A 14,461-nucleotide genomic window follows, 5' to 3' on the forward strand; every position below is an offset into this window, starting at 1 on the left:
TCAAACCGCCGTCAGCCAGCCGCGGCCGGCCTCGGCCTGGCCGCGCACCACGCGGGCGTAGAGATCGGCCAGTTCGCGGGTGACCGGATTGTCGCCATAGCTCCGGTCCTCGATCGCCTGCACCGGCGCCACCTCGGCGGCGGTACCGCAGGCGAACACCTCGTCGGCATCCAGCAGTTCGGCGACGGTGACCGCGCGCGAGGACGCGCCGGTCAGCGCGATCAGCGTGTCGCGGGTGATCCCGGGCAATGCGTCGCGGTGGGCAACCGCGGTCAGGCGGCCGTCCTTGACCAGGAACACGTTGGCGCCGGTGCACTCGACCACGAAGCCGTCGGCATCGGTGAACAGCGCTTCGTCGAAGCCGCGCGACTTGCTCTGCCGTTTGGCCAGGATCGAGTTGACGTAGGCGCCGCACAGCTTGAGCGGCGGCAGCGAATCGGCGGGATTGCGCCGCCAGCTGCTGATGCCCAGCCGTGCGCGGGTGCCGGCCAGGTGCACGCGCGTGGCCGTGGTGGCGACCATCAAATGCTCGGCATGGCCCTCGACATCGAGCCCGAAGCCGCCTTCGCCGAACCAGGCCAGCGGTCGGATGTAGGCGTCGCGATGGCGGTTGGCGCGCAGCGTCGCCAGCACCGCCTCGGTCGCGAGTGCGGGATCGAACGTCATGCCCAGCAGCGCCGCCCCCTCGCGCATCCGCGCCAAGTGCTCGGGCAGCCGGAACACAGCGGCGCCGTCGTCGGTGGCATAGGCGCGGATGCCCTCGAACACGCCGCTGCCGTAATGCATCGCGTGTGTGGTCAGGCCCGCCTGCAGCGCATCGACAGCGTGCAGCGCGCCGTCGAACCAGACCCGGTCGCTGGGCGCGCGTGCGGCCTCGGCGATCGGTGCGACCGCGACCGCGGCATCGGCGGCGACGTTCAACGACATGGCTGCACCTCCACCGACAGGCAGTCGTAGAGCTTGGCCAGCTGGCCTTGCAGTGCGCTCGCGGCGCGGTCGCCCTCGACGGTCATGCGCAGGCACCAGCGGTCGTCGTCCTCGCCGGCGGCGCCTTCGAAGGTCAGCGGTCGGAAGCCGCGGCGCTCGGTGGTACCCAACACACGCACCAGCGCACCTTCGGCGCGGCGCAGGGTCATCTCAAACTGGTAACGCATGGCGGCATTCCTCGGGCGCGGGGGCAGTGGGGTCGGTCAAGGCGGAGGCGCCGGCTGTCGCGGCATCGTCCTCGATGTCGGCATCGGCGTGGTCGAGCATCTGCGCGTTGTTGTGGTTGGGCGGCACCAGCGGCCAGACGTTGGCGGCGGTGTCGATGGCGACATGCAGCAGCGCCGGGCCCGGCGCATCGAGCAGGGCCTGCAATGCCGTTTCGACGTCGTCGCTGCGGTCGACCGACAGCGCCTGGATGCCGAACGCGCGGGCGACCTGGGCGAAGTCGGGGTTGTCGGACAGGTCGATCTCCGAGTAGCGACGATTGAAGAACAGCTCTTGCCATTGCCGCACCATGCCCAGCGCCTGGTTGTCGAGCAGCACGATCTTCACCGGCACCTGGTAGCGCTTGAGCGTCGCCAGCTCCTGCACGTTCATCAGAAACGAACCGTCGCCGCTGACGCAGACCACGCGGCGCCTCGGGTCCTGGAGCTGGGCGCCGATCGCGGCCGGCAGGCCGAAGCCCATCGCGCCCAGCGCGCCACTGGTCAGGTGCTTGCGCGGATGGTCGAAGCGCCAGTGCTGGGCGACCCACATCTGGTGCTGGCCGACGTCGCAGGCCACCACGGCGTCAGGCGCCAGTTCGCTCAGGCGCTTGAGCAGCGCGGGGGCATAGACCTTGTCGCCCGGGGCGTCGTAGCGGGCAGCGAAGCGTTCGCGTCGCTCCGCGCACAGCGTGCGCCATTGCGCACGCGCCGCGGCAAAGCGCCCGTGTGTGTGCGCCGCGCATGGCGCGGCCAGCCGCGACAGGCTGGCGGCGACATCGCCGCAGACCGCGACATCGGTCTGCCGCAGCTTGCCGATCTCACACCCGTCGCCGTCCAGGTGCACGATCCGCGCGTGCGGGGCGAACTCGGCCAGCTTGCCGGTGGCACGGTCGTCGAAGCGGGCGCCCACGACCAGCAGCAGGTCGGCCTCCTGCACCGCCAGGTTCGCGGCGCGCGTGCCGTGCATGCCGAGCATGCCCAGGTTGGCAGGGTGCGATGGCGGCAGTGCGCCGAGACCACGCAGCGTCAGCACGGTCGGGATCGCGGTCAGGTCGGCGAACTCGCGGAATGCCTCCAGTGCATCACCCAGCACGATGCCGCCGCCGCCGTAGACGACCGGACGCTGCGCTTGCGCCAGCAGCGCCGCCGCCTCGTGCAGCGCGTGGTCGGCGCAGGGCGGCATGGTGTCGGCGCGCGAGGGCACGTGCGCTCCCAGATGGGCGGCGTCGCCGATCTGCACATCCTTGGGCATGTCGATCAGCACCGGCCCGGGACGCCCGGAGCGGGCGATCCGGAACGCCTCGGTGACGGCATGCGGCAGCTCGTCGACGCTGCGCACCAGGAAGCTGTGCTTGACGATCGGCAACGTCATGCCGAACACGTCCAGCTCCTGGAACGCGTCGGTGCCCATCAGCGGCGTGGCGACCTGGCCGGTGATGATCACCATCGGCACTGAATCGAGCATCGCATCGGCGATGCCGGTGACCAGGTTCGAGGCGCCCGGGCCGGAGGTCGCTACACAGACGCCGACGCGCCCGCTGGCCCGCGCGAAGCCGTTCGCGGCGAATGCCGCGCCCTGTTCGTGGCGGACCAGGACGTGCTTCAGCGACGCGCCATGCAGCGCGTCGTAGAATGGCATGATCGCGCCGCCCGGATAGCCGAAGATCGTCTCGACTCCTTCGGCCTCCAGCGCCTGCACCAGCCAGCGGGCGCCATTCATCACGCGACTTCCGTACGCTGTGAAGGAGCGTCGGCCTGCTCGCCCAGCCAGGTCATCTTCGCGCGCAACTGGCGGCCGACCTGCTCGATCGGGTGGTCGAAATCGGCCTGCTTGTAGCGCTTGTAGTTCGGCAGCCCGGCCTCGTACTCGGCAACCCAGTTCTTGGCGAATGTGCCGTCCTGGATGTCGGCCAGCACGTCCTTCATGCGCGCCTTGACGCCGGCGTCGATCACGCGCGGACCGCTGACGTAGTCGCCGTACTGCGCGGTCTCGGAGATGAACTCGAGCATGCGGGTGATGCCGCCCTCGTAGAACAGATCGACAATCAGCTTGAGTTCGTGCAGCACCTCGTAATAGGCGATCTCGGGCTGGTAGCCGGCTTCGACCAGCGTCTCGAAGCCGGCCTGCACCAGCGACGACGCACCGCCGCACAGCACCGCCTGCTCGCCGAACAGGTCGGTCTCGGTCTCTTCCTTGAACGTGGTCTCGATCACGTTGGCGCGCGCCCCGCCCAGGCCCGCGGCATAGGCCAGCGCGGTATCGCGGGCATGACCACTGCGATCCTGGTGCACGGCGTAGATGCACGGCACGCCGCGGCCGATCTCGTATTCGCGGCGCACCAGGGCGCCGGGCCCCTTGGGCGCGACCAGGACCACGTCCAGGTCCTCGCGCGGGGCGATCATGCCGTAATGCACGTTCAGGCCGTGCGCGAACAGCAGCGTCGCGCCCTGCTTCATATGCGGCGCCAGCACCTCGGCATAAAGCTGCTTTTGCACCATGTCCGGCGTCAGCACGGCGACCAGGTCGGCCTCGCGCACGGCGTCGGCGGGCGCCTTGACGGTGAAGCCGTCGGCCTTGGCCTTCTGTTCGGTCGGCCCGCCGGGACGCAGGCCGACAACGACGTCGAAGCCCGAGTCGCGCAGGTTCAGCGCGTGCGCGCGACCTTGGCTGCCGTAGCCGACGATGGCGATGGAGGGGTGTGCATTGCTCATGGGCGATCGTGTCCGCTGGAGGAAAAGGAGGAGGGGGGCGTCGGGATCGACGCCCGGATACGACGACGGCCGGAGGTCGAGGGCATCGCCCTGTTCCATCCGGCCGTCGCATGCGTCGTCGCCATCGCAGCGCCCGTGCGTGCAGGTGTCCGACACGCCCGCGCCGCGCCGCGAGCGCCTTGGGCGGCGCTGCGGGCGGGGGTGAAGACGGGCATCGTGTCGGGCATCGGTTCGCTCTGGTGCTAGGCAATGGGCAACAAAAAACCCCGCGCTTGTCGGCGCGGGGTTCGGTTCTTTCGACCTTGGGTTTCGCTTTTTCTTACACGAACCCCGTTCCCGCGCCTGACTGGACGGTAATAAGAAGTACGGCAATAAGAAGCGCGGTGGTCGCGGCGAACATGACGGTCCGGCCGTCACCGGTGGCGGTGCGGGCGGGGAGCTGCATGCGGGTGCTGCGCTGCGTCATGGGTCGAGAAAACCATGCCCGGGACGGGCTGTCAACAGTTGCGTCGACAACCAATTCATTGACCCGGCAGATCAGCGCTTGCGCGCCGCGCGATGGGCGCGGCGCAGCAGGCCGAGCGTTGCCTGTTCCCACTGCCGCGGACCGCGCGCGTTGGCGGCTGCGCGCTGCAGGCGGCCGTCGCGCCACGCGGTGTAGAGCACCGGATCGATGTAGGCCTTGCGGCACACCGACACCGTGTTGCCCAGCGTCGCGGCGACATCGGCGATGACCTGCTTCTCCTGCAGCGCCAGCGCCCGCTCGCTCGGCGGGCCGCCATTGCGTCCGGTGGGCAGGGGCCGCGCGGCGAACTGACGGAACGCCAGTGCGGTGCCGCCCCAGGTGCGGAAATCCTTGGCGGTGAACGACTCGCCCATGGCCTCGCGCAGGTAGTCGTTGACCATGCCCGAATCCACACCGCGGCACTCGCCCTCGTCGTCCATGTACTGGAACAGCGCCTGCCCCGGCAATTGCTGGCAGCGGCGCACCAGCCGGCACAGCCGGGCGTCGTCGATCGCGATGTCGTGCGCCTGACCACTCTTGCCGCGGAAGCGCAATCGCGCGCCGCCGGCCTTGGCCCGCTCGAAGTGCCGGTTGCGCAGCGTGGTCAGGCCGAACGATCCATTGCTGCGGGCGTAGGTGTCGTTGCCGACCCGGATCAAGGTCTGCGACAACAGCGACACGACGATCGCCAATACCTTCTCGCGTGGCATGCCCGGGCGCGCCAGGTCGCGTTGCAGCGCACGGCGCAGGCGTGGCAGTGCGTCGCCGAACGCGACGATCCGGTCGAACTTGCCCAGGCCGCGCGTGGTCGACCAGTCGGGATGGTAGCGATACTGCTTGCGCCCACGTGCATCGCGCCCGGTGGCTTGCAGATGGCCGTTGGCATATTGGCAGATCCACACGTCGGTGTAGGCAGGCGGGATGGCCAGTTGCCGGATCCGGGCGAGCACCTCGCGGTCCCGCACCGCTGCGCCGCCGGGATCGCGATAGCTGAATCCTTTGCCGGCGCGGCGGCGGCACAGGCCGGGATCGCGATCGCAGACCCAGCGCAGGCCGGCGGCCCGGGCCGCTTCGAGACTCGCCTGCGTGACAGGCGCGGCAGGGGGGAGATGACGATTCATGAGCGGCTGATAACAACGGGGCGCGCTGCGCGCCGTGAACGTGTCGCCTTCACCCCCCCGGCACGGGGAGGCTGCGCAGACTCGCGGCACACCATAAGATTCGGAGGACGCCCAATGAAGACTCTGCACAAGACCCTGATGGCTGGCGCGCTTGCAGGTGCGGTTGCATTCACCGGTTCGGCGCTCGCGCAGGATCACGACCGCAAGGATCACACCACTGCCGCGCAGACCGATTCGCATCAGCCGATGTCCGATACCTGGATCACCACCAAGGTCAAGGCCGATCTGCTGGCGTCGAGCGATGTGTCCGGTCTGGATATCAGCGTCGAGACCAGCAACGGCATCGTCAGTCTGTCGGGCGACGTCGAGTCGCAGGCGCAGATCGATCGCGCGACTGCGATCGCACGTGGCATCGAAGGCGTGAAAAGTGTGGACGCCAAGCAGCTGAAGGTTGCCACGGGCACCCGCACCTCGCGGCCCTGATCGACAGCATTGCATTATCGAAGGCCCCTGCCATCCGGCGGGGGCCTTTTTCATTGGGCGCCGGGACACCACACGGCACCGGTGCTCGGTCATCGGCACAGGCGCCTCGCGCTTACGCGGTCGCAAGCACGGCCAGATGGTCTGCAAGTCCGCCCGCGTCGCAGGCCGCGTTCACATGGTCAAAGTAGTCGTACCAACCGCTATCGCGAATACCGGCCAGTAGGACATCCCGGGCCGTCGTGTTGGGAAATCGCCACACCCCCAAGTAACGGTGGCCGCTCGCATGATCGATGTCGGCGTCCGCTTCGCCCAGCGCCAGGACCTCAATGCCGAGACTGGACAGTCCGCCCATTCCAGCGTGGACGCCGGCCAGGAAGCGTTCGCGGTTGGCGGTGGGCAACGCGCGCCATGCGGCGTTCGCGCTATAGAGTTCGACGAGGTAGTGAGCCATGGGCTTGGGGTCTTCGTTTCAGGTTGTATGGCAGGAGTGGCGGAGATGCCGGCGTGTATGGATTGCGTGTGGTCGCAGCAACTGCGCACGCGCCATGGGGCGATCCGGTCGCTCCGTCGTCGTCTTCGCCGCATGCTCATCCGTACGCTTGAGGCGAAGGGTCGGATCGGTATCGGGTTAGTCGCCGTATGGTATGGCGGCTAATTATATCGACATTGTGCACAACGTCCAGCCGGTCTGGCTGGACAAGGCGATGCGTCAGCGGCGTCGCTGCCGCCCGCGTCTTCGCACGACCCACCTGGGCATGGGGGCCAGCGCCCGGTGTGTCGGGCCTGGGACGCTTGCTCGGGCGCACGCCGCCCGAACGAGCGTCGGTCAGCCCATGTCGGCAGTCCGGTGCCAGCGTTCGAGCGTTTCGGCGAGTGCGTCCGCATCGGCCGGCAGCGGAGTGTCGCGCGCGGGGTGTGCCAGGCAGTCGGCGAGCGCGGGCGGTAGCGGCACGTCGTGTCCGATCAACGGCTCGACGATGGTTTCGAACTTCGCCGGGTGTGCGGTCGCAACGACCGCCCAGCCGCGTGTATCGCCGGCTTCGCGCAGTCGTTCGAGCACGGCCAGCGCCGTCGCGGTATGCGGACAGGACACGATGCCGTGCCCCGCCGGTGCCGCTGCGATGATCCGGCGGATCGTGGCATCGTCCACGCTGTCTGCGGCGAAACCGGCGCGCAGCGTGGCGTCGTCGACATGCCAGTGGCGCAGCCGCTCGAAGTTGCTCGGCGCACCGACGTCCATCGCATTGGCGAGCGTGGCCCGCGTGGGCTGCGCGGCGTAGTCGGCACCGGCGAAGAAGCGTGGCAGCGTGTCGTTGGCATTGCAGACCAGGCGGATCTCGCCCAGGGGCGCGCCCATCGCGCGCGCGAGCACCGCAGCGCAGGCATTGCCGAGGTTGCCGGTGGGCACGATGAGGTTCAGCGGCTCTCCATGCCGGGCGTGATGTGCGGCCGCGGCATGCACGTAGTACGCCGACTGCGGCAGCAGACGGCCCAGACTGATGCTGTTGGCCGAACCCAGCGGCACGCGCGCCCGCAGCGCGGCATCCGACAGCGCGTGCTTGGCGAGGCGCTGGCAGTCGTCGAAGCTGCCGTCGACGCGGAACGCGCGTACGTTGTCCCCCCAGCATGCCAGGCCGTGCGCCTGACGCGGAGATACCCGGCCTTCGGGATAGAGGATGGCGACACGGAAGCCCGGCCGCCTGTGGAAGGCCGCGGCCACCGCGGCCCCGGTATCGCCCGAGGTGGCGACCACGATCGTGGTGTCGGGCGCGGTGGGCGAGCGCAATGCGCCCAGCGCACCGGCCAGGAAACGCGCGGCGTAATCCTTGAACGCGGCGGTCGGGCCGTGGAACAGCTCGAGCACATGGTCACCGGCGCCGCGCAGCGGGCGCAACGGCGCCTCGAAGGCGAACGCCTTGTCGCACAGTGCCGGTAGCTGTGCCTCGAGCCGGGATCCCGAGAACCAGGGGGCCAGGGTCGCGGCCGCGGTCTCGGCGAGCGTGGCGCGCGGCACCTCCAGGTCGAGGACAGGAATCGACGCGGGCACATACAGGCCACCGTCGGGCGCGAGACCCGCCACGAGGGCATCGTCGATCGGTGTCGGCGGCACGCCACCGCGGGTGCTCAGGAAATGCATGGTGCGCTCGTCACTGGGAGAAGGGTAGATGCGCGGCGCGCGCGCCAAGCGGCCGCGATACCGGGCCCGGGTCGAGCAGCGCGGCCCGTGGGCCAGCCACTGGACCGACATAGGTGCGGGCGTCGAAACCGGCGTCGGCGAACGCCTGGCGCATGGCTGGTGCAGCGGCCTCGGCCTCGGTGCGCGAGGCGAACCAGGCGAAGACGCTCGGTCCACCGCCCGAGATGCTGGCGCCGAGCGCGGCGTGGTCGAGTGCGGCCGACTTGACCTGCGCGAACCCGGGAATCAATCCGGCGCGGCGCGGCTCGACCAGCACGTCGTGCAGTCCGGCACGCACCAGATCGAGGTCACCGCGTTGCAGGCCGGTCAGAAACAGCGCCAGGTGCACGCCATGGGCAACGATGTCGTGCAATGGATAGGGGGCGGCGAGCACCGCACGCGACCGGCGCGTTTCCAGCACCTGGTCGGGATGCACGACGACCGCGTGCAGCGTCGCTGGGACGTCGAGTGCGATCGCACGGTCGGCGGTGGCCAGGGTCACCCCGCCCAGCAGCATCGGCGCGACGTTGTCGCCGTGCCGGCTGCCGCTGGAGATCGCTTCGCCGTCCAGCGCGAACGGGTACAGCGCATCGCGCGGCAGGGGGGCGTCGAGCAGCGCATTCGCGGCCACCAGTGCCGCGACGCACGAGGCGGCCGAGCCGCCGAGCCCCGATCCCAGCGGGATGCCTTTCTCCAAACGCAGTGCGAAGCCGTACGGCAGCGACAGCGCCTCGCGCAACGACTGCAACGCAAGGCCGGCGGTATTGCGCGTCGGATCGAGCGGGATCGCGTCGATGCCCGCAACGTCGCCGTCGATCGCCTCGATGACGACGGTCGGCGCGGCGATGCGACGTACCCGGGCGATGTCCCGCGGCCCGTCGATCGCGTGGCCGAGCAGGTCGAAGCCGACGCCGATGTTGCCGACGCTCGCCGGCGCAAACGCCGCGACCCAGGGATGTTCGGGCATGGTGGAGCCTCCTGCTGCCGCCCGGTCGGCGGCGTTGGATCGTGACATCGACATCGTATCGACCAGGGGCGGCCGGGTCGGCTTTCGTGCCTGCGCCGTCATCCGCAGGCCGCCGATTCGATGGCCTGCGCGTTGCATCCATCATGCCGCAGGAACGGCAGGCCGGCCTGCTTGCCGAGCGCATGGGCGATCGTCAGCACATCGGCGAATACGCCCGCGGCGGTCACTTCCGGGCCGGCCCCTGGCCCCTGGACGACCAGCGGGTTGTCCGCGTAGCGGGCGGTGCGGAACTGCACGAGGTTGTCGGTCAGCCGGGTGTGGCAGCACGAGTGCTCGGCCGGTAGCGCGACCACGCCGACACTGGCCCGGCCGTCGCCTTGCAGGCGTGCCAGGTGACGCAGCGCATGGCCGTTGGCGCGGGCGGCATCGAGCCTGCTTTGCATCGGCGCGTCGAGCTCATGCAGGCGGTCGAGAAACGCCTCCAATGGCACGTCGCGCAAGGTCTCGGGCACCAGGCTTTCGACCGCGACGTCCTCGAGGGACAGCGTCCGGCCGGCTTCGCGCGCCAGAATCACCAGTTTGCGCGCGACGTCCAGGCCCGACAGGTCGTCGCGCGGGTCGGGCTCGGTGTAGCCCAGCGCCCGGGCCTCGCGTACCAATTCGGAGAACGGGCGACTGCCGTCGTAGCGATTGAACAGCCAGGCCAGCGTGCCCGAGAGCATGCCGTCGATGCCGTGCAGCGTGTCGCCGGTATCGAGCAGGCCGCGCAGGGTCTGGATCACTGGCAGGCCGGCGCCCACGGTGGCCTCGTACAGGAAGCGGCCGCCCCCGGCGCGCTGGGCCCCGCGGATCGCCGCATAGCGTGCCCACGCGCCGCTGCCGGCGTGCTTGTTCGGGGTGACGACGTGGATGCCGGCGGCCAGCCACTCGGGATACTTCGCCGCGACGGCATCGCTGGCGCTGCAGTCGACGATCAAGGCATGCGGCAGATGACTGGCGCGCACGTGCGCGGCGAACGCGTTCAGGTCGCAGGCCGGCGCGGTGGTATCGAGCGTCGCGGCGGCATGGGCGGGATCGAGCGGCGCGTCGTCGAGATGCATCCGCCGGCTGCTGGCGATCGCGCGCAGCCGCAGGTCCACGCCTGCGCGCTCGCGCAGCGCCGGTCCCACGTCGGCCAGTTGCGCCAGCAGTGCACGGCCGACGTTGCCTGGCCCGATCACGCCAACCGAGACCGTCTGCGGCGACAGCCAGAAGGCCGCATGCGCGGCGCGCAATGCGCGGGTGGCGTCGGTCTGGGCGATCGCGACCGAGATGTTGCGCTCGCCCGCGCCCTGCGCAATGGCGCGGATGTTGACGTGGGCCTGGGCGAGGCCGGCGAACAGCCGCGCGGCGACGCCCTGGGTCCCGACCATGCCGTCGCCGACCGCCGCCAGTACGCACAGGTCGCTGGTCACGGTCACCCCCTGGGCCTGGCCCTGGGCGATTGCGTCGGCGAACGCGGCGACGATCGCGGCGCGGCCGCGCTCGACCTGGCCGGCCTGCACGACGCAGCAGATCGAATGCTCCGACGAGCCTTGCGAGATCATCGTCACCGATACGCCGGCCGCATGCAGGGCCGCGAACATGCGCTCGGCGGTGCCGGGCACGCCGACCAGACCATTGCCGACCAGTTCGAGCACGGCCACATCACGCACCAGGCTCAGGCCCTTGACGGGCGAGGCCGCTGCCGCGGCCGCCGGTGCGATCGTCGTGCCCGGCGCAGACGGATTGCGGCTGTTGCGGATGCGCACTGGAATGCCCCGGGCCTGTACCGGCGCCAGGGTCTGGGGGTGCAGCACGCTTGCACCGAAGTAGGCGAGTTCGCAGGCCTCGGCATAGGACATCGCCGGCAAACAGACCGCATCGGGCACCAGGCGCGGATCGGCCGAGAGCACGCCGTCGACATCGGTCCAGATGGTCAGGGCTTGGGCGTCGAACAGGTTGGCGAAGATCGCTGCCGAGTAGTCGCTGCCGTTGCGCCCGAGCGTGGTGTCGCGACCGTCGCCGTCGCGGGCGACGAAGCCGGTGATCACCACATCGCGCGCGGCGTGGGCCAGGCGCCAGCTCGCCAGACGGGCGCGACTTGCGTCCCAGTCGACGACCGCGCCCATCTCGCCGTGCCGGACCACCAGCACGTCGCGTGCGTCCAGGCGCTGCCAGCCCGGACCGAGCGCGGCCTGGGCCAGTCGTGACGACAACTGCTCGCCGCAGCCGTGGATACGCGCCAGCCGCGCGTCGCGATCGGCGGCGTCGGTGTGCAGACTCTGCAGGTCGTGGGCGAGGGCGGCGAACTCGTCCTCGAGCGCGGCGTGCAGCGGGCCGTCGGCCTCGTGTTCGAACGCGTCGGCGGCCGCGACGTGGCGCTGGCGCAGCGCGTCCCACGCCGGCTTCCAGTCATCGAGTGCGAGGGCGGCGTCGGCGAGCGCGATCAAGGCATTGGTGGTGCCCGACATCGCCGACACGATCACCGGCCGCACCCGCGCGTCGGCCTGCACCAGGCGGGCCAGCGCCGCGATGCACGCGGCATCGGCCAGGCTGGTGCCGCCGAACTTGTGGACATGGCAGGCGAGCGCCGGCGACGCATCGTCGGCGGTGGGGACGGACTGGGCGCGAAGCGCGACGGCGGACGACATGGGGAGCTCCTGGAAAGGGGCTCCGCATCACGATCGGGCGGGACGTGGCGTCCGCATCCCGGGAGGGATGCGGAGCGGGCGGTCAGGTCAACTGGCGGCGCGCGTCCACATCCCGGTCCCGGTGATACCGGTGCCGGTAATGCCGACGATCGTCGTGATGATCGCCGCCGCCGCGCGCCCACGCACCACCGCACGGATGGCGGTCGTCGACAGGCGGGAGACGTTGGTGCGATGCATCATGTCCGCAGCACACCACGCCGCCGCGCGCGTTGTCAACCGGTTTTTCGTACAGGCCTGCGCCGCGGGGTGCCGGGAGATCCTACGTCGACTGATCCGCGCACAACGGCGTCGGGACGCCGGTGGCGCCGGTCTCGGCTTGGGTGTTCGCGCCCCGCATGGTCTAATCGGCCCCGAAGCGGGGGTACCGACGTCAGTCGGTTGAGACAGTCCCTTCGAACCTGATCCGGTTGATACCGGCGTAGGGAAGCTTCGCAGCCGGCCCCCGGACCGATGGCGCGCGCATGCGTGCCAGCGGCACGCGGTCCGGGCGCGCCGCCGCTTCGTCCCGCCTTGCGAATCCCTCGCTGGCGACGCCCGCATCCCACGATGCGGCATCCAACAGGACGAATGCCATGAACGCCCAGCCCGTCAGCTTGTTGCAGCAGGCCCAGCAACTCTCCGATTCGGTCACCCGGCCCATCCCCGGGTCGCGCAAGATCCATGTCCAGGGCTCGCGCCCGGACCTGCGCGTGGCGATGCGCGAGATCGCGCTGACCCGCACGCCGACGCTGTTCGGCGGGCAGGACAATCCGCCGGTCACTGTCTACGACCCATCGGGCCCCTACACCGACCCGGACGTGAAGATCGACCTGGCTGCGGGCCTGGCACCGCTGCGCGCGGCCTGGATCGCAGAGCGCGACGACACCGAGGTCCTGCCGGGCCTGTCGTCGAGCTTCGGGCGGGCGCGCGAACACGATCCGCGGCTGGCCGGCGTGCGCTTCCCGTCGCGCGTGCAACCGCGTGCGGCCAAAGCCGGCGCCAACGTGACCCAGATGCACTACGCGCGCCGCGGCATCGTCACCCCCGAGATGGAGTACGTCGCGATCCGCGAGAACCAGCGTCTGGAACTGGTGCGCGATGCGCTGCTGCGCAGCCAGCATCCCGGTCAGGCCTTCGGTGCGAGCATTCCGCCTTCGATCACTCCGGAGTTCGTGCGCGACGAGATCGCGCGTGGTCGCGCGATCCTGCCTTGCAACATCAACCATCCCGAAAGCGAGCCGATGATCATCGGCCGCAATTTCCTGACCAAGATCAACGCCAACATCGGCAACAGCGCGGTGTCGTCGGGCATCGCCGAGGAAGTGGAGAAGCTGGTCTGGGCGATCCGTTGGGGCGGCGACACGGTCATGGACCTGTCGACCGGCAAGCACATCCACGAGACCCGCGAATGGATCGTGCGCAATTCGCCGGTGCCGATCGGCACGGTGCCGATCTACCAGGCGTTGGAGAAGGTGGACGGCCGCGCCGAGGCGCTGACCTGGGAGATCTTCCGCGACACGCTGATCGAGCAGGCCGAGCAGGGCGTGGACTACTTCACCATTCACGCCGGCGTACTGCTGCGCTACGTGCCGCTGACCGCCAAGCGCGTGACCGGCATCGTCTCGCGCGGCGGTTCGATCATGGCCAAGTGGTGCCTGGCGCACCATCGCGAGAGCTTTCTGTACGAACATTTCGAAGACATCTGCGAGATCATGAAGGCCTACGACGTGGCGTTCTCGCTCGGCGACGGCCTGCGCCCGGGCTGCATCGCCGACGCCAACGACGCAGCGCAGTTCGGTGAGCTGGAGACGCTGGGCGAGCTGACCAAGATCGCCTGGAAGCACGACGTGCAGACCATGATCGAAGGGCCCGGCCATGTGCCGATGCAGCTGATCAAGGAGAACATGGACAAGCAACTGCGCGAGTGCGGCGAGGCGCCGTTCTACACACTCGGCCCGTTGACCACCGATATCGCACCGGGCTATGACCACATCACCAGCGCGATCGGTGCGGCGATGATCGGTTGGTACGGCACCGCGATGCTGTGCTACGTCACGCCAAAGGAGCACCTGGGTCTGCCCAATCGCGAGGACGTGCGCGACGGGATCATGGCCTACAAGATCGCCGCGCATGCCGCCGATCTCGCCAAGGGGCATCCGGGCGCGCAGGTGCGCGACAACGCGCTGAGCAAGGCCCGGTTCGAGTTCCGCTGGCAGGACCAGTTCCACCTGGGGCTCGACCCGGAGAAGGCGGAGGCCTTCCACGACGAGACCCTGCCCAAGGACGCCCACAAGGCCGCGCACTTCTGCTCGATGTGCGGGCCGCACTTCTGCTCGATGAAGATCACCCAGGACGTGCGCGAGTACGCGGCCGAGCATGGCGTGGAGGCCGAGCAGGCACTGGCTGCGGGCATGGCGGAGAAGTCTGCCCAGTTCCGGGCACAGGGCGCCGAGGTCTACCTGCCCGAGTGACCGCGGTGGCGGCCGGATGGACCATTCGTCCGGCCGTCGCGTCCGCTCGACGGCGCGCCGCGTATGTTCAGGGCCGGTATCGTGGCGGCGCGCCAAGATCCATCCGTCAATAGGGAGACCCC

Annotated in this window: 12 protein-coding genes, 1 pseudogene and 1 riboswitch; of the genes and pseudogenes, 2 read left to right on the forward strand and 11 right to left on the reverse strand. The window is 69.8% G+C overall.

Translation table 11 applies throughout. From position 1 onward, the window contains the following. From ABE505_RS01000 to ABE505_RS01025, 6 genes are all read right to left on the reverse strand, one after another. Complete coding sequence (locus tag ABE505_RS01000; RefSeq protein ID WP_346442681.1) at positions 1-927, reverse strand: aminotransferase class IV; 927 nt, start codon at positions 925-927, stop codon at positions 1-3. Beyond that, positions 918-1,154: an ACT domain-containing protein gene (locus ABE505_RS01005; protein ID WP_346442683.1), complete on the reverse strand. Its 237-nt coding sequence runs from the start codon at positions 1,152-1,154 to the stop codon at positions 918-920. The genes ABE505_RS01000 and ABE505_RS01005 overlap by 10 nt, the downstream gene beginning before the upstream one ends. Beyond that, on the reverse strand, positions 1,138-2,913 hold the full coding sequence (gene ilvG / locus ABE505_RS01010; RefSeq protein ID WP_346442685.1) for an acetolactate synthase 2 catalytic subunit: 1,776 nt from the start codon (positions 2,911-2,913) through the stop codon (positions 1,138-1,140). Before ilvG ends, ABE505_RS01005 begins: the two co-directional genes overlap by 17 nt. Beyond that, positions 2,913-3,905 (reverse strand): ketol-acid reductoisomerase, encoded by a 993-nt coding sequence (ilvC, locus tag ABE505_RS01015; protein WP_346442687.1) that lies wholly within the window; start codon positions 3,903-3,905, stop codon positions 2,913-2,915. The genes ilvG and ilvC overlap by 1 nt, the downstream gene beginning before the upstream one ends. A gap of 319 nt (positions 3,906-4,224) precedes the next feature. After that, positions 4,225-4,371 (reverse strand): hypothetical protein, encoded by a 147-nt coding sequence (locus ABE505_RS01020; RefSeq protein ID WP_346442689.1) that lies wholly within the window; start codon positions 4,369-4,371, stop codon positions 4,225-4,227. A gap of 71 nt (positions 4,372-4,442) precedes the next feature. Next, complete coding sequence (locus ABE505_RS01025) at positions 4,443-5,531, reverse strand: DNA topoisomerase IB (RefSeq protein ID WP_346442691.1); 1,089 nt, start codon at positions 5,529-5,531, stop codon at positions 4,443-4,445. 114 nt (positions 5,532-5,645) lie between these two features. Between ABE505_RS01025 and ABE505_RS01030 the strand changes: the two genes are divergently transcribed. Further along, positions 5,646-6,014 carry a BON domain-containing protein gene (locus ABE505_RS01030; protein ID WP_346442693.1) on the forward strand — a complete coding sequence of 123 codons (369 nt, stop codon included), beginning with the start codon at positions 5,646-5,648 and terminating at the stop codon, positions 6,012-6,014. 112 nt (positions 6,015-6,126) lie between these two features. Here ABE505_RS01030 and ABE505_RS01035 read toward each other — a convergent pair whose 3' ends face one another. The 5 genes and pseudogenes from ABE505_RS01035 to ABE505_RS01055 all read right to left on the reverse strand — a co-directional run bounded on the left by ABE505_RS01035 (position 6,127) and on the right by ABE505_RS01055 (position 12,069). After that, on the reverse strand, positions 6,127-6,465 hold the full coding sequence (locus ABE505_RS01035; protein WP_346442695.1) for a DUF6616 family protein: 339 nt from the start codon (positions 6,463-6,465) through the stop codon (positions 6,127-6,129). A 375-nt stretch (positions 6,466-6,840) separates the two neighbouring features. Beyond that, positions 6,841-8,151, reverse strand: coding sequence for a threonine synthase (thrC, locus tag ABE505_RS01040; RefSeq protein ID WP_346442697.1), 1,311 nt, complete (start codon positions 8,149-8,151; stop codon positions 6,841-6,843). Between the two features lie 10 nt (positions 8,152-8,161). Continuing rightward, positions 8,162-9,205: a homoserine kinase gene (locus tag ABE505_RS01045; RefSeq protein WP_346442699.1), complete on the reverse strand. Its 1,044-nt coding sequence runs from the start codon at positions 9,203-9,205 to the stop codon at positions 8,162-8,164. Between the two features lie 137 nt (positions 9,206-9,342). After that, positions 9,343-11,829: pseudogene (thrA, locus tag ABE505_RS01050) on the reverse strand (bifunctional aspartate kinase/homoserine dehydrogenase I); the annotation flags it as partial. Between the two features lie 87 nt (positions 11,830-11,916). Next, positions 11,917-12,069 carry a hypothetical protein gene (locus tag ABE505_RS01055; protein ID WP_346442701.1) on the reverse strand — a complete coding sequence of 51 codons (153 nt, stop codon included), beginning with the start codon at positions 12,067-12,069 and terminating at the stop codon, positions 11,917-11,919. A gap of 167 nt (positions 12,070-12,236) precedes the next feature. Next, positions 12,237-12,332, forward strand: a riboswitch (TPP riboswitch). A gap of 129 nt (positions 12,333-12,461) precedes the next feature. Here ABE505_RS01055 and thiC point away from each other — a divergent pair. Further along, on the forward strand, positions 12,462-14,339 hold the full coding sequence (gene thiC, locus ABE505_RS01060) for a phosphomethylpyrimidine synthase ThiC (RefSeq protein ID WP_346442702.1): 1,878 nt from the start codon (positions 12,462-12,464) through the stop codon (positions 14,337-14,339). The last annotated feature ends 122 nt before the right edge of the window (positions 14,340-14,461 follow it).

This window comes from Luteimonas sp. TWI382, from assembly GCF_039674545.1.
In the GTDB taxonomy this organism is placed as follows: Bacteria; Pseudomonadota; Gammaproteobacteria; order Xanthomonadales; family Xanthomonadaceae; genus Luteimonas.